The following is a 17,132-nucleotide window of genomic DNA, read 5'->3' as shown; positions in this document are numbered from 1 at the left end:
CTGGGCCCATCGCGATCGCGTGGCGCAGGCGGACCAGCTGGTGGATACCGGCATGGCCAGCATTGGGCCTGAGCCAGGCACCACCTACACCGTGACCGTGTATGACGCCGCTTCCGGCGCCCTGGTTGTCTCCTACCCGGACCTGGTGGGTGCCTCGTTCACTGTGCCGGCCGGCCAGCTGGTCGAGCGCAACCGCGTGCTGCTCAGCTCCCGGCGCGACGGGCTGGATAGCTGGCAGTCGGTAGAGCTGCTGTTCCGTCGTGTCTATCAACTGGATTTCAGCATCAGCGCCTGGCGTGGTGCCAACAACTCCACCGCCTCTCTGGTGTTCACCACGGAGGCTGAGGGCGTGGAGTGGTCGATCGATCAGGGCGTGCTGCCTGCGGGGATGAGCCTGAACACCACCGCAGGTCGGATCGAAGGGATTCCGCTGGGTGGCGCGCCGGGTTACTACCCGATCCGGGTCAAGGGTCAGGATGCGTCGGGCAATGTGGGCTTTGCCGAGACCGAGATTGCGCTGTCGACCATGCGCAGCAGCTTCCCGATGCAGACCGGCTACCAGGAGGCAGGTGGTCGCACGGTGGCGGTCGGCTCCTCCAACCTGCCGGTGCTGGACCCTACGCAGTCACCATACGCCGGCGGTGCCTCGGTGCGTTTCAATGGCACCGGATTGCGGCAGGAGCTGGAGGCCAGTCTGGGAACGGCCGACTTCAGCGTGGCCATGTGGATACGCCCTGATGCGGCCCCAAGCGACACCTACGCGCGCCTGTTCCAGATCGGCCCGAACACGACCAATGGCGGCCTCTACCTGCGCCGCGAGCAGCTGACCAACCCGATGCAGGTGGGCCTGGACGTGTTCACGGGCGGCAACTACGTGCGCCTCTTCAATGATGCGGTTCTAGCGCTGGCAGAGAACCGACTGCCGAACAGTGCCTGGTCGCACCTGGCGATCTCCAGGCGCGGCGGCGTGGCCCGTATCTTCAAGGATGGCCGCCTGGTCGATGAGAGCACCTTGCCTGCAGCAGCGGTCAACCTCAGCCAGACGGCATTGGCGCTGGCCAGCAACACGACCCTGACCGCCGAGCGGCTGATGGCGGGTTTTGCCGGTGTGGAGGTGCATGCAGGCGCGGCCGTGTACTGGGAGCCATTCACGCCGCCGGTCAAGCCCTCGGACTTCCCCGCGCGGCTGTTGGAGATGCCGGCACTGCCGATCGCGCTGGTTCGTGGTCGGGCCTACGGCCCGTACAGCCTGCACTTCAAGCGGGGCACCGAGGCCAGCCCGGTGACCTGGTCGGCCACCGGCCTGCCGCCAGGCGTCACGTTGGATGTGGATCAGACCGGCAGTGACTCGACCCTGGGAGGAACCCCATCGTGACCGCCTTCAATGTGGTGATTACCGCCACCGATGCGCTGGGCTCCGTGGAGCGCCGTTCGCGGCTGCACGTCTTCGATCGGGGACAGCTGTGGGCAGAGATCGACAACACCGCCCAGATGACGCTGTTCGGGCCGGCCGGGTCTGACCTGTCGGTGCAGGCAGGGCGCTTGAACCTGCAGTGCGGCAGTACCGGCACGGCCTCAAGGGCGCGCTTTGAGAGTGTGCCGGCGGCCAAGGATTGCCGTGCCCTGGTCGGATTCGTGATCCCGGCCGGTACCGGCGTGCGCACGGACAACGTGGGTCTCCTCCTGCGCACCACCAGCTGGCAGGTCACCAACGACACCTACGCCTACATCCTGGGCGTCGGTCGTCGCAGCGCCACCTCGTTTGGCGTCGAGTTTGGGCGGGGTTCCAACGCGGCCTCAGGGTCTTTCCAGCAGCTGCAGTTCGTCGAGGTGCCAGGCATCACGGAAAGCGAAGTGGTGGTGTGGCTGGAGGTCGAGCTGATCGGTTCGACGCTGACCGTCCGCCGCTTGGACGGCACCGTTGTCCTGACCCGGTCGGACAGCACCCATCAGGCCGCCGGCCGGGTCGGCGTCAACTATTTCCGTGGCAGCCAGGGCGGCCCTGGGCTCTTCACGGGCTTCTACTTCGAATCGCTCGACCCGACGAGCGAATACACCGATGAGGCCGGCGACACCTACGTCGACCAGGCCGGCATTGCCTACCAAGGATAAGAACGATGGCTCGATTCAGCTCAAAGCCGCAGCTGCAGACCCTGGCCAGCAGCGTGATCATTCCCGGCACGGCGCCCGAGGGCGGTGCTGCCGTTGGCGGGGGTTCGGTACCAGCTGGCAACGACATCAGCCTGACCGTGGGGCAGCTGCTAGCCGCACTTGGCGATGCGGGTGCGAGCCAGGCCACCCGCGTCGGCAGCACAGCCAAGTGGGTGGCCGCCAAGGCACGCGGCGCGACCAATCCGGCGCGCCTGGCCATCGTGGGCGATTCCAATGTCGCCGGGCAGGGCTCTGGCACGGGCGCTGATGGTCTGGCTGATGCGGCTGCGTCCAGCCTGGCGCGGCGCTTCTTGGTGAAGAAGAGCATCCGCACCGACAGCTTCTTCGGCGAGCAGAACGTCACCCTGGTCAATGTCGAGCTGGGCACCTACGACCCACGCATCACCCTGGGTACGGGCTGGGTGCCGGATGCCACGGTCTCGCAGATATTCGGTGGACGCCACCTGAAGGCGGCCGGCGGCAGCGCGGGAAAACTGCGGTTCACGCCTGCAGGCGCGTTCTCCAGCTTCCGGGTGTGGTATCCGACCCTTGCCGGCCTGAACACGGCGGTGGGGATCTACGTCGATGGGAGCCTGGTCGATACCGTGTCACAGGACGCCGCTGCGTCGCTGGTGTCGAAGGACTACACGGTATCCGCTGGCACCCACTACATCGAGGTCGGCGTCGGTAGCGGCGGCGATGCCTTCGTCTGTGGTATCGAGACCTTCGATGGCAGCGCCAGTCCGGTGGCGTTGGTGGGCGGCTACTGCGCGGCCAGGTCTACGGACCTGATCGTTGCCAGCCAGCCCTGGAATCACCGGCCGATGCTGTCGGCCCTGCAGCCGGACTTCACCGTGGTGATATGCACGATCAACGACACCACCGCCGGCACCGACCCAGGCACGTGGTACGCGGATCTGGAAGCGGTGGTGAAGGGGGCCTCGGCGACCTCTGATGGCTGCCTGTGCGTCGGTTTCGTCCCCAACGATGGCAGGGCCTTGGGTGGGATCTACGGATACGACGCCAAGGCGGCCGCGCTGCGCAACATCGCGGCGGACTACAACTGGCACTTCCTCGATCTGCGGGTGGCGCTGGGCCGCAGCTGGGCCCGGCAGAGCGATCGCGGCCTGGTGTTCGACAACGTCCACCCCAACGCGACCGGAGCCGAAGCGATCGCTTCGGCCCTGAGCGACTTCCTGCCGCTCTAGAACAGGGCGCCAGGCCGACAGCTGCAACTGTCGGCCTGGCACCGCAACACACGCGTACAGCCCGCGTGCTTTTGGCCGAGGCCCTGCTCCCCGCGCGGGGGAGGTAAGCCTCGCCGATGCTCATCGCAGAGGCTGAGAATGAAGACGACCACGCTGTTCCCCTGGCCAGGCGGTAAGACCCGCCTGCTGCCCCACCTGCTGCCCCTGGTAGCCGATACCCCTCACCGGACCTATGTCGAGGCCTTCGCCGGCGGCGCCGCTCTTCTGTTCGCCAGAGAGCCGGCCAGGGCTGAGGTGCTCAATGACTGCCACGGCGAGCTGGTGCGGCTCTATCGGGTGGTGGCCAACCACCTGGAGGAGTTCGTCCGCCAGTTCAAATGGGCGCTGACGAGCCGGGAGATGTTCCGCTGGTGCCAGCTCCAGCATCCTGACACCCTCACGGACATCCAACGGGCTGCACGCTTCTACTATCTCCAGCGCCTGGCTTGGGGCGGAAAGGCCACAGGGCAGACGCCAGGCTTCGGCCGGGGTGGCAAGGGTCTGAACCTGTTGCGGATCGAAGAGGATCTGAGCGCGGCGCACCTGAGGCTGCACAAGGTGACCGTGGAGCACCTGGCCTGGCAGCAGTGCATGGCCAAGTACGACGGGGCCGATACCCTGTTCTTCCTCGACCCCCCGTATTGGGAGACCGAGGGATATGGAACGCCCTTCGGCATGGAGCAGTACGAGGAGCTGGCCAGCCAGATGGCGAGTCTGCGCGGCGCGGCCATTCTGACCATCAACGATCACCCGGCCATGCGGAAGGTGTTCGGACAGTTCAGGGACCGGGCGGTACCGATCCGCTACACGATTGGCCGGCAGGCGGTCCAGCGGAGGGAGCTGATCTTCACGACCTGGTAGGTTGGCAGAGGCGCACGGGACGGGTTACGTCCCGTGCAATTTCATTCCGGTGGGCGCAACATTGGCGCTCCGCCGTTTATCTCACCTATGGCTGGCGATTTATCGCGCGCCGTTACAGGAGAATCACCATGAACCGCAAGCTCGCCCTGCTCCTCCCGCTGGCCCTGATGGCCGCCTGCAGCCAGACCCCGGCCCCGGCCGGCACCGGCGGCGACGACGTGGCCCCGGCCGCGGCCAAGGCAGCAGACCAGCAGACGCTGGCGCACCTGGACGCGCAGCGCCTGCAGAGCCAGCACTGGCTGCTGCAGCAGGCCACCGCCGCCGACGGCAAGCGCATCGACGCGCTGTTCGCCCGCGAAGACAAGCCGGTCACCCTGGACTTCGCTGATGGCCGCCTGTCGGTCAGCAACGCCTGCAACCACATGGGTGGCGGCTACACACTGGCCGACGGCAAGCTGACGGTCAGTGCGATGGCCTCGACCATGATGGCCTGCACCGACAAGGCGCTGATGGCGCTGGACGAGGCCGTGTCGAGCCGCCTGCAGGGCGAGCTGAAGGCCGAGCAGGATGCCGATGGCAAGCTGACCCTGACCACCGCCAAGGGCGACGTGCTGGTGTTCAACCCGGAACCGACCGCTGAAACCCGCTATGGCGGCGCCGGCGAAACCGTGTTCCTGGAAGTGGCCGCGAAGACCGAGAAGTGCTCGCACCCGCTGATCCCGGACTACCAGTGCCTGCAGGTGCGTGAGGTCAAGTTCGACGACAAGGGCCTGAAGCAGGGTGAGCCGGGCAAGTTCGAGAACTTCTACGGCAACATCGAGGGCTACACCCACGAAGACGGCGTGCGCAACGTGGTGCGCGTGAAGCGCTACGAAGTGAAGAACCCGCCGGCTGATGCGCCGTCGCAGGCGTACGTGCTGGACATGGTGGTCGAGTCGGCCATCGAGAAGAAATGAATTGATGGAAGGGCGGCCGAAAGGCCGCCCTTCTTCGTTGCAGACTGTAGCGCCGGCAGCACATGGACGTTGCCGGCCAGCGGCCGGCACTACCCACATGCATCAGGGAGATCGGCATGAAGCACGTCCCCATCCTCTTGGCCGCTGCACTGCTGGCCGTGTGCGCGGATGCCGCCGCTGCCAGCACGCCCACCACTGCCCAGCTCGAAGCCCGCACGTGGCAGCTCACCCGCGCTACAGATGCAAAGGGCAGGCGCATCGGCGCGTTGTTCGTCCGCGGTCGCGCGCCTTATACGCTGCGCTTCGGGCACGGTTACATGAGCGAGTTGAACCTGTGCAACAACGTCAGCAGCCAGTACCGGCTGCAGGGCAATCAGCTGATCCTGGAGAACGGCATCCAGACCGTGGCCGGATGCATGCGTGGTGACATCGTCGTGCAGCAGGAACGCGCTGGAACGCTGATGAGCAGCCGGAGCCCGGCACCGACGCTTGAGCTGGATGAACACGGCGCGCTGGTACTGCGCAACGCGCAGGGCGACACCGCGGTGTTCCAACCAGCACCGCTGCCAACGAATGGAAGGTAGAGCCGAGCCCGCGCTCGGCTGAAATTCCGCGGACCCTGCATGCTAACGTTCCGCGATGAAGATTCTTGCCCTCTCCGGAAGCGTACGCCGGCGGTCGACCAACACCGCTCTACTGATGGCCCTGAAGGCCATCGCACCGCCCGGAATGGAGATTGAGGTCTACACCGGCATCGGCGAACTGCCGGTGTTCTCACCGGATCTGGAAGGCGCCGACGAACCTGCCAGCGTGACCTGCTTCAAGGCGGCCATCGCGCACAGCGATGGCGTGCTGGTATGCAGCCCGGAATACGTGCGCGGCATTCCCGGCGGGCTCAAGAATGCGATTGACTGGCTGGTATCCGGCGACCAGATCGTCGGTCGGCCCATTGCGTTGGTGCACGCGTCCCATCGTGGCGAGGACATGCTGCAGGCACTGCGCGCGGTGCTGTCCACGGTCAGTGCCGCGTTCAGCACAACGCTGTTCCTGCGCGTACCGGTGCTTGGCCTGGAGCCCGAGCAGGTGATTGACGTACTGCAGTCGAAGGCGCACCGCGCCGACGCTGATACGTTCCTGGCGCGGTTTGCCGATTACTGCCGGTCAATCGTGTAGCAGAAGCAGCCGAGCATCGGCTCGGCTCTACCCTGTGTGCTGCTCAGCCCAGCGCCGGGTTCAACGTGTAGGTACCGTGCAGCGTCGCTTCGGCCAGCACGTGGCCGTGCATGGCGCGATACGCGTCTGCGGCGGTGAAGCGTGCCGGAAGCTCCAACGAGGCCACGTCCAGCGCAAACACGCGGAAGAAGTAGCGGTGCACGCGTTCGTCGTTGAACGGCGGATACGGGCCGTCGTAGCCCAGATAGTCACCGGCCATGTCCGGATTGCCGGCAAACCAGCCGGTGAAGTCGTTCAGGCCCTGGCGGCTGCCGGCCGGGCCCGCCGGTGCGGTCTTGCCCTTCACCACGAAGCCATCGCTGCAGCTGCCGGCGGCGATCTCCTGCACCGAGGCCGGAATGTCGGCCATCACCCAATGCACGAAGTCGCAGCGCGGCTGGTCGCGCGGCACGGTCATGTCGCTGCGGCCGACCATTTCCGGAACGGTCGGCACATCCGGATCCACGCACACCAGCAGGAACGAACGCGTGCCTTCCGGCGCGCCGTTCCAAGCCAGGTGAGGGTTGCGGTCCGGCGCGAAGCCTGCGGCATCGCCAGCCGCGAACTCGCGGTCGATCGGCGCGCCGTTGGTCAGGCTGTGGCTGCTCAGTTGCATCGGCTTCTCCTTACTCTTCCGGGTAACCCAGGCGCACCGCAATCGGGGTGAGCTTGGCAAAGGCGGCGCTCATCACGTCGCGATAGTTGCGCCAGTGGCCCGGCGGGAAGCGCGGTGCGCCCAGCTGTGCGGCCGGCGGCATCTGCCGCTCGAACAGGCGTCCCAGCAGCTCGGCCATCGCATGCGGATCGTTGCCGATCTGGTCGATGCGCAGCAGCACGTGCGGGTACAGATCTTCCTCGTGCAGGGTGGCAACCTGCGCCAGCGCGCGTGCCAGCCATTCGCTGGCTTCAGCCAGCGAGGTCATCGCCAGCGGTGCGGCGGCGCCGTAGGCCACCCAGTCCAGCAGCATGTCGCGCGGATCACGCAGCACCAGCACCAGGCGCCCCTGTGGCAGCTGCGGGCGCAGCGCCCACAGCAGTGCGTTGTCCCACCACAGCAGCCAGTCGATGACGGCATCACCCTGCACGCCGCGCACGGGCAGCTGCTCGCGCCAGCGCTGCACCAGGCGCTCCGGGGTCAGCACGCCGGAGGCGAGGTCCTGCAGCGTGTGGTAGTTCTGGAATGCATCATCCGGCGGATTGCTGGTGTAACGGTCGCTGCGCAGCACCGGGCTGGCGGCGGCCAGGCCGGTCGCAACCCGCTCCACGCCCGAACCCGGCGCGCCCCACAGGAAGATCGGCGCGGAGCTGGCATCAGCGTCGATCTCGCCCTTGTCCGGCCAGCTCGGCGGCGCCTTGGCCTGCGGCGGCAGCGGCAGGCGCTGCGGCGCCTGGTCGGCCTGCAGCGCCATCCACGTCTGCAACGCCTGTTCCGGCTGGCCAGCGCGATCCTGGATTTCACCCAGCCAGGTACGCAGGTCGGCGCGATGGCCGTCCGGCGCCCTGTCGATCAGCGCCTGCACGCGGGCGATCGCGGCGACCGGATCACGCTGCAACAGGCCTTCAACCAGGCGGGTTTCGCCGCTGACGCGGCCCGGTTCGAGACTGACGATACGCTCGGCGATGGCTTCAGCCTGTTCGTGTTCGCCCACCATGTCATGCAGGCGCAGGCGCGCTTCCAGGGCCGGCAGATGACCCGGCATCGCGTCCATCCAGCGTTCCACGGTCGCGGCGGCGGTCGGGCTGCCCACTTCTTCCACGGCCAGGCGCGCCAGCCACAGGTCGTGCAGCTGCGGGTGCTGCTCCAGGGCGGCGTCCAGGCGCGCACGCGCCTCGTCTTCGCGGCCCAGGCGCTGCCAGGACATCAGCAGCAGCTGCAGCACCTGGCGGTCGTCGGGGATCGATTCCAGCAACGGCAGCAGGTGGTCCAGCGCCCGCAGCGGCTGGCCACCGCGCAGCGACAGTTCACCGGCCAGGCGGCGCATCGACGGCGTATCCATGCCTTCCTGCTGCAGGGCGATCTGCATCGCTTCGGCAGCCGCCTCCAGGTTGCCCTGGCGCAGCGCCAGCTGCACCACCAGGCCATGCAGCGAGCTGATGGCCGGGTTCAGTTCCAGCACGCGGCGGAACGCCTGCTCGGCGAAGGCCAGCATGTCCTTGCCCAGGTAGGCGAAGCCCAGCGCGTACAGCACGCGGGTGTCGTTGGGCTGCGCCTGGTTGGCCGCCGACAGCAGCGTCAGCGCACGATCCGGATCGTCACGGCGCAGCGCGATCATGCCGTCGATGGTCAGCAGTTCCGGGTGATCCGGCTCAACGCGCGAGGCCAGCGTGGACAGGCGCTGGGCTTCATCGAAGTCGTTGCGGCCGATCGCCAGGTGCGCCTGCATCAGGTAGGCGGAGAAGGAGTTCGGGTCGAGCCCGGTGGTGCGCGCCAGCGCTTCGTCGGCGCCTTCGTACTGGCGCAGGGCCAGCAGCAGGCCAGCATGCTGCAGGTGCAGCTGGGCGTCGTCCGGTGCCAGCTGCAACGCCTGCTGCAGGGCTTCCATGGCATCTTCGGCCTTGCCCTGCTGCTGCAGCGCAAGCGCCAGCCAGCGGTGGGCGCCGGCCTGGCCGGGTTCATCACGGGTCCATGCCTGGGCCAGCTGCACGGCCTGGTCGGCCTGGTTCTGGCGCAACGCTTGGATGATCTGGTCTTGCATGGCGGTCCGGTTCAAGTGCAAACCCGCATTGTAGCGGTCCACGCACCGGTGCCGGTTCAGCCCGCCAGCACCCGCTGCAGGCGCTGCGCCACCCAGCGCTCGGAGAAGCCGTCACCCCGCCAGTTTTCCAGGAAGCCGCAGTGGCCTCCCCAGCAGGCGGTTTCCAGGTGCGCCTGGCGCGGCAGCTGCCAATCGCTGAAGGTCGCGTACGGGATCACCGGGTCGTCCTGCGCCATCAGGATGTCGGCCGGCACCTGCAGGGTGGACAGGCGGTCACCGGCAATCGAATAGCCATCGAAATAGGCCTGCAGCGAGCCAAAGGTGGTGTGCCGTTCGACCAGCCAGGCGGTCAGTGCACGGATGTCCAGTTTCAGTACGCGGTCGTCGCAATCGCTCAGCTCGGGGAACAGATCGCGCTTGCGGCGCAGCGAGCCGGCCCACTTGCGGCGGAAGTACCAGTCGTACATCGCCGGGCCGTTCTCGATGTTCTCCATGGTCAACGCCGGATCCAGCACCGGGCACACCGAGGCCACGCGCAGCAGCGGCACGCCGGCGGCCGGGGCACGCAGAGCCAGGCGCAGCACGAAGTTGCCACCCAGCGAATAGCCGGCGGCCACCAGCGGCAGCTGCGGCCAGCGCTGGGCGATGTCGCCTGCGGCGTGCACCACTTCATCGATGAGATTGGAGTGGAAGATGCCGGGATTGAGATGATGGGTGTTGCCGTGGTCGCGGAAGTTCAGCCGCACCACGTCGAAGCCCTGCTCGATCATGCGCGCGGCGGCCATGCGCATGTAACTGGATTCGGCACTGCCTTCCCAGCCATGCAGCAGCAGCGCGACACCCTTCGGCTCGCGGCCTTCGACATGACTGTGCCAGCCCTGCAGGCGCACGCCATCACCGCCATCGAGGATCAGCTCTTCGCTGACTGCACCGGTGGCCGCCAGCAGCAGCAGGCCGCGCTGCAGGCGCATGCGGCTGGAACTGAGCATCGACTGCAGGTGCGGATTGCGCAGCCAGCGCGGCGGCTGATAGTCAGCCGCATGCAGCGTCGGCGTACCGGCGTCCAGGACAGGTGGCGGTATCAGGGCCACCGCACCCTCACTGCGTGCTCATGGCCGCCACGATGCGCGCGCGCGAGGTTTCCGCGATGCGTCGACGGCCTTCCAGGTCCTGGGTACCGATCGGCTCCAGGAAATGCACTTCGGTATGCCGCGCCGGCTCACCCAGCAGGCGCAGGAAATTGGCGGCGAAACTCTCGCCCGGGCCGAACGCGACGATGGTCTGTGCGTCGCCCTTCATCCCGTACACCAGCGCCACCGGCTGCACCGGCACGCCGGTTTCAACCGCGGCCTGGAAGATGCGGGCATGGAACGGCCCCACTTCGTGGCCACCGCGGGTGCGCCCTTCCGGGAACACACCGACCGCCTTGCCGGCACGCAGGCGATCGGCCATCACCTGCATCACCCCACCGAGCGATTCGGTGTTGCCACGCTGATGGAAGATGGTCTGGCCGCGCGCGGCGAGCCACCCGACCAGCGGCCAGCTGGCGATCTCGCGCTTGGCAACGAAGCCCATCATGCGCTGGCTGTGCAGGATGGAGATGTCGACCCAGCTGACGTGGTTGGCGACGAACAGAACGGCACCGGGCAAGGGCTGGCCCACCCGTGACAGGCGGAAGCCGAAGATCCACATCAGCCCGCCCTGCCACCAGTTCACCACCTTCGCGCCGAAGGTATCCTCGCCCACGCGCAGCTCGCCCCACGGCGGAAGCATGCCGATCAGGATCAGCGGCAGGAACACGGTGATGTGGACCAACAGCAGCGGTACGCGGTACAGGTAACGGCACACACGCGCCACGCCGCCACGGGGGGCCGGAGTGGGGGAAGTCATCCGCGCACGATACCGGAGCGCCGCGGCAGCTGCCAGCCGATTTAGGCCATAACCGCCATTGACCGGGGCAATCGGCGGGGAACGCTGGGTTCTGCCGCCGTCAACACGCCCGACGGGGGCTCAACCGTGGCCGGCGGCCACCACCGCCAGGGTCAGCCGCGAGATGCACACCAGCCGGCCCTGCTCGTCCTCGATGCGGATTTCCCACAACTGGGTACTGCGGCCCACGTGCAGCGCGCGCGCGGTGCCGGTGACAGTCCCCGAGCGCACCGCACGCACATGGTTGGCGTTGATTTCCAGGCCCACGCAGATCTGCTTTGCGGTATCCACGCACAGGTTGCCGGCGCTGCTGCCGAGGGTCTCGGCCAGCACCACCGAGGCACCGCCGTGCAGGATGCCGTAGGGCTGCCGGGTGCGCTCGTCCACCGGCATCGTGGCCTGCAGCCAGTCTTCGCCCGCGGCGCTGAAGACGATGCCCAGCGACTCGATCGCCGTGTTGCGGCTGAGCGCATTGAGCTGCTCGATGGAAACAGCTTCGCGGAACACCTGGGTCATGCGGGCACCTTCAGAGAATGGGAACGAGGCCGGCACCGAATGCGGTCAGCATGCGCACCAGCAGCCACTTCGGGCCGACGTTGACTTCGGGGAAGTCGCCGACGGCAACGTAGCAGCGATGGAAATCCGGGTCCTGCCGTGGCAGCGGCTGCGGGCAGTCCGGGCCGGGCTTGAACTCGTAGTCGGTGGCATAGCGCCACGGCCAGAAGTCGAGAATCGGCAGCGCTTCGGAGGCCTTGCCGACACTGTAGTTCAGGCCCGACAGCACCGGCGGCTTGGCCCGCGGCGCCACCGTCCACGCGTTCTGCGGATGGGTATCGCGCAGGATGCTCTCGGCCAGCTGCTCGGCGAAGACCGGATCGTCGATGATCACCGCGCCTTCGGTGTTGTAGTTCTCGCTGCGCGGATCGAAGTTGTGGGTGCCGACCACGCCGATGCGGCGGTCGACCACCAGCGACTTGGCGTGCAGGCCCATGCGGGCACCCTTGCGGGTGACCGGCAGCGGCTTGTTGACCGCCTTGCTGCCCAGGAACGACGGACGCGTCTCGGTACGCAGCAGGCGCGTTTCCACTTCGCTGCCAGCGGCACGACGGCGTTCGCGGGCGTTCTGGTAGGCGCTGCCGGTACGCGGATGGTTCACCGGTACCTGCCTGCGGGTCGCGGCCAGATCCCCATCGCTGCCACCGCCGGCATTGCTGCCAGCGGCGCTGCCGCCAATCAGCGGATTGCGCCCGCCGTCGTCGTCGCCCGCGGGCGCGGCGATCGGATCAGGCAGCAGGTTGCGGTAGTCGACCGGTGCATCCAGCGGGAACGGCTTGTATTCGAAGATGTTGAAGCCCAGTTCGCGCATGTTGCGCCGCTTGTACTTGTACGACAGCGCATACACGATCGGGTTGTCGGTGGCCGCCAGGCTGTTGCTCGACACCACCACGCGCGGTGGCTGCGGGCGCTTGCGCAGCTCGCGGAACAGCTTCTGCGCCGGCTTGGACAGCACCAGGTACGGGGTCTGCAGGATCACTTCCTTCTGCGCACCGGCAATGAGTGCATCCAGCTGTGGCTCGGTCACGTGCTGGCCGGCCAGCGGGGCATCGGCTTTCTCGCGGCGGTGCTTGCGCGGCAGGTCGGCGACGTAGCGCACCGAGGCCACCGGCAGCGCGGTATCCACGAAGGAACGGGTGACGAAGTCCATGTCATTGGCTTCGGCGCTGACCCGCTGCACCCGCTCGGGGCGGCGGAAGGTGGCCGGTGGCAGCACCGGCACGCCCTCGCGCAGCAGGGTGCGGCCCACGTCATTCAGGCGCTCGGCCGGCACGCTGCGGTGGGCGCGCCAGAACGCATCGAAGTTGGCCGCCATCGCGCGCGCTTCCGGGCCGGCGATCATGACGTCGCGGTCGCGGAAGTTGTACTCGCGGTCCCAGTCGTAATAGTCGTCCTGGTAGTTGCGGCCGCCGACCACGCCGATCGCATCGTCGATCACCAGCAGCTTGTTGTGCATGCGCTGGTTGAACCGGCGGAAGCAGCACAGCACGCTGCCGGCGTAGTCGAAGTAGTTCAGCCGGGCCTTGCCGAAGGTCGGGTTGTAGACCCGCAGCTGGAAGTTCTGGTGGGCACCGGACAACGCGCCGAGGATCTGCAGGTCGGAAATCGCCGAGAGCTGGTCGATCAGCACCCGCACCTTCACCCCGCGCCGCGACGCGGCCAGCAGTTCGTCGATGACCAGCCGCGCGCTGTCGTCCTTGTCGAAGATGTAGGTCTGCAGGTCGATGCTGCGGGTGGCACTGCGCAGCAGGTTCAGGCGCGCCACCAGGGCGCCCTCCCCCTCGTCCAGCAGCGTGGCGTAGTGGCGCGGCTGCTCCGGGGTGGATTCGGTGAACGCCCGGCCGGCCAGCGCACGCAGCGGCGAATCCTGCGCGCAGCGGTCGGCGCGCTGGCAGTCGACCTGGGTCGATCGCGCCTGCACGGCGATGGCCTCGGCACGGTCGCGCTCGGCAGTGGACAGCGATGCACAACCGCTGCCCAGCAACACGGTTGCCAGCGCCAGTACACGCAGCAGGAGGTTCACGGTTTCGGCGCCTCGCTCAGGCGCGCTCGCAATACGAAGGTCACTCGGTCACTCAAGGCAAGCTGCCAGCTGTCCATTCCATACCGGCCTCGCTGCACGGTACCGCGGCTGACGACGTCGCAATCATAGCCGGGTCGGGCGCACTCCGCCTTCTCGACCTTCAGTGTCTCGGGGTGGCTGATCCCGCGCAGGGTCAGCCGCCCGTTGATGTCGCCCCCGTCTTCCACGGTCTCCGGCCAGTACGGCAGCGAGTCGAACTCGACCACCGGGTGGCGGCCCGCGTCGAAGAACTCCTCGCCGCGCATCCAGCCGGTGTAGCGCGCCTTGCCGGGGATTTCGACCGAGCGCGTGAACATCTTCAGGTGCACCTGGTGGCGGCCATCGGAGAGGACCTCGATGCGACCTTCGAAGTGCGGGAACAGGCCTTCGATGCGCTGCCCGAAGCGGGTGCGCACCTCGAAACCGATCTGCGAGCGTTGGGTATCCAGGCGCAGGACCCGGTGCGCCTCGGCGACCACCGGCGGCAGGGGCGTTGGCGGTGGCGCGGCAGCCCAGGCCGCGCCGGAAACCAGCAGCACGGGCAGCAGAAAGCGGCTGCGCCGCGCCAGGCTCATTGGATCACGGCCACCAGAACGCGTTCAGGCTGGCCACGCCCGGCTCGATCGAGGCCTCGCGCGGGAACCCGAGCACGGCAATGCCAGCCGGCGGCATGCCGCGGTAGTCGCTGCTGGTGCCTTCCGTCATCAACGCCACCAGGCGCTCCAGGCCGGGGTTATGGCCGACGATCAGCACCCGGTCGAGGTCACGGCGGTCGTCCACCAGCGCCGCAAGGGTGCCGGGGGTGGCCTCGTAGATACGGTCTTCCAGGCGCTTCTCGACGTAGCCGATGGTGCCGAGCACGGCTTCCAGGGTTTCCCGGGTGCGCCGCGCCGGTGAGCACAGCACGCAGTCCGGCAGCAGGTTTTTCTCCTTCAGCCACTTGCCGGCGGCTTCGGCTTCGGCGAGCCCCACCGGCGACAACGGCCGGTCGAGGTCGGCCTGGCCGGGGGTCGCCGGTTCGGCATGGGCATGGCGCAGCAGGATCAATTCACGCATCGCGGGTTTCCATGAAGAAGAGGATGCAGCAGAAAGAGTGATGCAGGCATCAAAGCTTGAGCCAGGACAGCAGCGGCTCCCAGTCGGCCTGGTGCTCGCGCACCTGGGCCGAGCGGTAGTCGAACAGGCTGCGGCCAAGGCCGGTCATGACCACGTAGCTCTGGCTGTCGCGCAGCTGCGCGACCACCGGGTACGGCCATTCACCCAGCATCTGCAGCGCCTGCTGCGAGGTCTGGGTCCATGGCTTGGTACGGTTGAGCACCAGCCCCACCGGCAGCTTGCGGCTGTGCACGCGCGGGTTCTGGGCCAGGCTGTTGAGGAAGCCGACGATCGCTTCGATGTCCAGCGCCGAGGGCAGCACCGGTACCACCACCGCGTCGGCAGCGTCGAGGAAATGGGGAATATCGTCAGCCAGGGCACCGGCCGGCGCGTCGATGATGACGGTGTCGGTGCCATCGGGCAGCTTCTGCGCCCACTGCTTCTTCCGATACACATCGATCGGCAGCACCGCGCTTTCCAGCCCGGCACGGCGTTGTGCCCAGCGGGTGCTGGAGCCCTGCGGGTCGGCATCGGCAATCACCGTGGCCTTGCCCTGCAATGCCGCGTACGCGGCCAGGTGGGTGGCGACGGTGGTCTTGCCCACCCCGCCCTTGGAACCGGCCACCAGGATCGTCTTCATGCCAGCCTCGCTTCCGGGTACGTGCCCCGAGCGTACACCGGCGATGGTGACGGGAGGTAGCGTCGTGCTGAACCAGCGGCCATCGCCTTTGCTATCGTGGCGCCCCCGAAGGATCGAACCGGCATGAGCGAACTGCAGGATCTGAGCGCGTTGATCCGCGCCAACACCCCACTGATCGTCATCGAGACCCAGGACGAGGGTCGCATCGTCGAGCTGTTCCGGCAGACGCTGATGCACGTATGGCGGGCGCTGCACCGCTGGTCGATCACCGAGGGCCTGCGCCGGATCGACCTGGACAGCGAAGACCCGCCGGTCGGGCCGCCCGACGCCAGCGCGGCCCTGCAGATGATCCGCCAGGCGGAGCAGCGCGGGGTCTACCTGCTGCTCGATTTCCACCCCTACCTGGGCTATGCCAGTCACCAGCGCGCCCTGCGCGACCTGATCCAGCGCCGCCACAGCGAGCCGCATGTGCTGGTGCTGATTGGTGCCAAGGTGGAGCTGCCGGCCGAGCTGGAAGCACTGGCGGTGCGCTTCAACCCGCGCCTGCCCGATGCCAACGCCCTGTTGAAGATGCTGCGCGAAGAGGCCGACGCCTATGCGCGTGAGCATGGCGGCCGCCGGGTTGAAGTCGACAGCGAGGCGGTGAAGAAGATCCTGAAGAACCTGCAGGGCCTGAGCCTGGTCGATGCCCGGCGCATCGCCCGCCAGCTGATCTACGCCGATGGCGCGCTGCGCGACGACGACCTGCCACAGCTGGCACGGCTGAAGTTCGAGCTGCTCAACCGTAGCGGCCACCTGTTCTTCGAGCACGACAGCGCGCGTTTCGGCGACGTGGCCGGCGCCAACCGGCTCAAGCGCTGGATCAACCAGCGCCGCGTGGCCTTCATTGCCGGTTCGGCCCCGGCCGGGCTGGACCCGCCGCGCGGCATGCTGCTGCTGGGCGTACAGGGCTGCGGCAAGTCGATGCTGGCCAAGGCCACCGCCGCCGGCTTCGGCGTACCACTGCTGCGCCTGGACGTGGGCGCGCTGTACAACAAGTACCACGGCGAGACCGAGGCGAACCTGCGCCAGGCGCTGGCCTCGGCCGAGCAGCTGGCGCCCTGCGTGCTGTGGATGGACGAGATCGAGAAGGGCCTGGCCAGCGGTGGCGAGGACGGCGGCGTGTCACGCCGCGTGCTCGGTTACCTGCTGACCTGGATGGCCGAGCGCAAGGCGCCGGTGTTCATCGTGGCCACTGCCAACCAGGTGCACGAGCTGCCTGCCGAACTGCTGCGCAAGGGCCGCTTCGACGAGATCTTCTTCGTCGACCTGCCCTCGCCTGACGTGCGCGTGGAACTGCTGCGGCTGCACCTGGGCCGGCGCCAGCTCAACGCCGACGACTTCGCACTGCCCGCGCTGGCGGCGGCCGCCAATGGGTTCTCCGGCGCCGAGATCGAGCAGGCGATCGTCGCCGGCCTGTATGCGGCGCATGCCGAGAGCCGGCCGCTGGACACCGAGCTGCTGATGACCGAGATCCGTGCGACGCGGCCGCTGTCGGTGCTGATGGCCGAGCAGGTGGAGGCACTACGGGCGTGGGCGTCGGGGCGGACAGTTTCCGCGGACGATTGAGTTTCCAGCGAACGGCGCAGCCCCTCGTGGCGGCTGGTTGACCGTGAACATCAAAAGCCGCGCTTGGCCGGGCGGGATGGATTCGCGGGGGACGCCGTCAACCCGTCCATGGGGGCTTGG

The 17,132-nt window shown here is 67.8% G+C and carries 17 protein-coding genes; 8 read left to right on the top strand and 9 right to left on the bottom strand.

Annotated features, from left to right (window positions below; all coding sequences use genetic code 11):
- The 7 genes from ARC63_RS17435 to ARC63_RS17405 all read left to right on the top strand — a co-directional run.
- Positions 1-1,375: LamG-like jellyroll fold domain-containing protein (locus ARC63_RS17435; RefSeq protein WP_139042442.1), on the top strand; the 1,375-nt coding region annotated here is incomplete at its 5' end.
- The gene (locus ARC63_RS17430; protein WP_057503929.1) at positions 1,372-2,112 is read left to right on the top strand and encodes a hypothetical protein; all 741 of its coding nucleotides are present in this window, start codon (positions 1,372-1,374) and stop codon (positions 2,110-2,112) included. The genes ARC63_RS17435 and ARC63_RS17430, both read left to right, overlap by 4 nt.
- Positions 2,113-2,117: 5 nt before the next feature.
- Positions 2,118-3,359 carry an SGNH/GDSL hydrolase family protein gene (locus ARC63_RS17425; RefSeq protein WP_057503928.1) on the top strand — a complete coding sequence of 414 codons (1,242 nt, stop codon included), beginning with the start codon at positions 2,118-2,120 and terminating at the stop codon, positions 3,357-3,359.
- A gap of 138 nt (positions 3,360-3,497) precedes the next feature.
- Positions 3,498-4,259: a DNA adenine methylase gene (locus tag ARC63_RS17420; protein WP_057503927.1), complete on the top strand. Its 762-nt coding sequence runs from the start codon at positions 3,498-3,500 to the stop codon at positions 4,257-4,259.
- 128 nt (positions 4,260-4,387) lie between these two features.
- Positions 4,388-5,215, top strand: a complete 828-nt coding sequence (locus ARC63_RS17415) for an META and DUF4377 domain-containing protein (RefSeq protein ID WP_057503926.1) — start codon at positions 4,388-4,390, stop codon at positions 5,213-5,215.
- 116 nt (positions 5,216-5,331) lie between these two features.
- Entirely contained in the window at positions 5,332-5,799 is a 468-nt protein-coding gene (locus tag ARC63_RS17410; RefSeq protein ID WP_057503925.1) for an META domain-containing protein, read from the top strand.
- A gap of 55 nt (positions 5,800-5,854) precedes the next feature.
- On the top strand, positions 5,855-6,388 hold the full coding sequence (locus ARC63_RS17405; RefSeq protein WP_057503924.1) for an NADPH-dependent FMN reductase: 534 nt from the start codon (positions 5,855-5,857) through the stop codon (positions 6,386-6,388).
- Positions 6,389-6,431: 43 nt separating this feature from the next.
- Here the strand turns inward: ARC63_RS17405 and ARC63_RS17400 are convergent, their stop codons facing one another.
- From ARC63_RS17400 to ARC63_RS17360, 9 genes are all read right to left on the bottom strand, one after another.
- Complete coding sequence (locus tag ARC63_RS17400; RefSeq protein ID WP_010487218.1) at positions 6,432-7,043, bottom strand: YbhB/YbcL family Raf kinase inhibitor-like protein; 612 nt, start codon at positions 7,041-7,043, stop codon at positions 6,432-6,434.
- A gap of 10 nt (positions 7,044-7,053) precedes the next feature.
- Positions 7,054-9,123, bottom strand: coding sequence for a tetratricopeptide repeat protein (locus ARC63_RS17395; protein ID WP_049480443.1), 2,070 nt, complete (start codon positions 9,121-9,123; stop codon positions 7,054-7,056).
- Between the two features lie 56 nt (positions 9,124-9,179).
- Positions 9,180-10,169, bottom strand: coding sequence for a YheT family hydrolase (locus tag ARC63_RS17390; protein WP_029380138.1), 990 nt, complete (start codon positions 10,167-10,169; stop codon positions 9,180-9,182).
- 52 nt (positions 10,170-10,221) lie between these two features.
- Positions 10,222-11,013: a lysophospholipid acyltransferase family protein gene (locus ARC63_RS17385; RefSeq protein WP_019337597.1), complete on the bottom strand. Its 792-nt coding sequence runs from the start codon at positions 11,011-11,013 to the stop codon at positions 10,222-10,224.
- 120 nt (positions 11,014-11,133) lie between these two features.
- The gene (locus tag ARC63_RS17380; protein WP_010487227.1) at positions 11,134-11,568 is read right to left on the bottom strand and encodes a hotdog fold thioesterase; all 435 of its coding nucleotides are present in this window, start codon (positions 11,566-11,568) and stop codon (positions 11,134-11,136) included.
- A 10-nt stretch (positions 11,569-11,578) separates the two neighbouring features.
- Positions 11,579-13,630, bottom strand: a complete 2,052-nt coding sequence (locus tag ARC63_RS17375; protein WP_019337596.1) for a phospholipase D family protein — start codon at positions 13,628-13,630, stop codon at positions 11,579-11,581.
- On the bottom strand, positions 13,627-14,244 hold the full coding sequence (locus ARC63_RS17370) for a YceI family protein (protein WP_043400783.1): 618 nt from the start codon (positions 14,242-14,244) through the stop codon (positions 13,627-13,629). Before ARC63_RS17370 ends, ARC63_RS17375 begins: the two co-directional genes overlap by 4 nt.
- A 4-nt stretch (positions 14,245-14,248) precedes the next feature.
- The gene (locus ARC63_RS17365) at positions 14,249-14,725 is read right to left on the bottom strand and encodes a SixA phosphatase family protein (RefSeq protein ID WP_019337594.1); all 477 of its coding nucleotides are present in this window, start codon (positions 14,723-14,725) and stop codon (positions 14,249-14,251) included.
- Between the two features lie 49 nt (positions 14,726-14,774).
- Positions 14,775-15,404: a ParA family protein gene (locus ARC63_RS17360; protein ID WP_010487235.1), complete on the bottom strand. Its 630-nt coding sequence runs from the start codon at positions 15,402-15,404 to the stop codon at positions 14,775-14,777.
- A 123-nt stretch (positions 15,405-15,527) separates the two neighbouring features.
- Here ARC63_RS17360 and ARC63_RS17355 point away from each other — a divergent pair, with 123 nt between their 5' ends.
- Positions 15,528-17,012: an AAA family ATPase gene (locus ARC63_RS17355; RefSeq protein WP_057503923.1), complete on the top strand. Its 1,485-nt coding sequence runs from the start codon at positions 15,528-15,530 to the stop codon at positions 17,010-17,012.
- The last annotated feature ends 120 nt before the right edge of the window (positions 17,013-17,132 follow it).

The organism is Stenotrophomonas geniculata ATCC 19374 = JCM 13324, from assembly GCF_001431625.1.
Taxonomy (GTDB): domain Bacteria; phylum Pseudomonadota; class Gammaproteobacteria; order Xanthomonadales; family Xanthomonadaceae; genus Stenotrophomonas; species Stenotrophomonas geniculata.
This window is presented reverse-complemented; position numbering and strand designations above follow the sequence as displayed.

Bases quoted from the DNA above. Each gene is read 5' to 3' on its own strand.
- ARC63_RS17355 (WP_057503923.1), top strand. From the start codon at position 15,528: ATGAGCGAACTGCAGGATCTGAGCGCGTTGATCCGCGCCAACACCCCA.
- ARC63_RS17415 (WP_057503926.1), top strand. From the start codon at position 4,388: ATGAACCGCAAGCTCGCCCTGCTCCTCCCGCTGGCCCTGATGGCCGCC.
- ARC63_RS17425 (WP_057503928.1), top strand. From the start codon at position 2,118: ATGGCTCGATTCAGCTCAAAGCCGCAGCTGCAGACCCTGGCCAGCAGC.
- ARC63_RS17420 (WP_057503927.1), top strand. From the start codon at position 3,498: ATGAAGACGACCACGCTGTTCCCCTGGCCAGGCGGTAAGACCCGCCTG.
- ARC63_RS17365 (WP_019337594.1), bottom strand. From the start codon at position 14,725: ATGCGTGAATTGATCCTGCTGCGCCATGCCCATGCCGAACCGGCGACC.
- ARC63_RS17360 (WP_010487235.1), bottom strand. From the start codon at position 15,404: ATGAAGACGATCCTGGTGGCCGGTTCCAAGGGCGGGGTGGGCAAGACC.
- ARC63_RS17395 (WP_049480443.1), bottom strand. From the start codon at position 9,123: ATGCAAGACCAGATCATCCAAGCGTTGCGCCAGAACCAGGCCGACCAG.
- ARC63_RS17380 (WP_010487227.1), bottom strand. From the start codon at position 11,568: ATGACCCAGGTGTTCCGCGAAGCTGTTTCCATCGAGCAGCTCAATGCG.
- ARC63_RS17370 (WP_043400783.1), bottom strand. From the start codon at position 14,244: ATGAGCCTGGCGCGGCGCAGCCGCTTTCTGCTGCCCGTGCTGCTGGTT.
- ARC63_RS17400 (WP_010487218.1), bottom strand. From the start codon at position 7,043: ATGCAACTGAGCAGCCACAGCCTGACCAACGGCGCGCCGATCGACCGC.
- ARC63_RS17410 (WP_057503925.1), top strand. From the start codon at position 5,332: ATGAAGCACGTCCCCATCCTCTTGGCCGCTGCACTGCTGGCCGTGTGC.
- ARC63_RS17385 (WP_019337597.1), bottom strand. From the start codon at position 11,013: ATGACTTCCCCCACTCCGGCCCCCCGTGGCGGCGTGGCGCGTGTGTGC.
- ARC63_RS17405 (WP_057503924.1), top strand. From the start codon at position 5,855: ATGAAGATTCTTGCCCTCTCCGGAAGCGTACGCCGGCGGTCGACCAAC.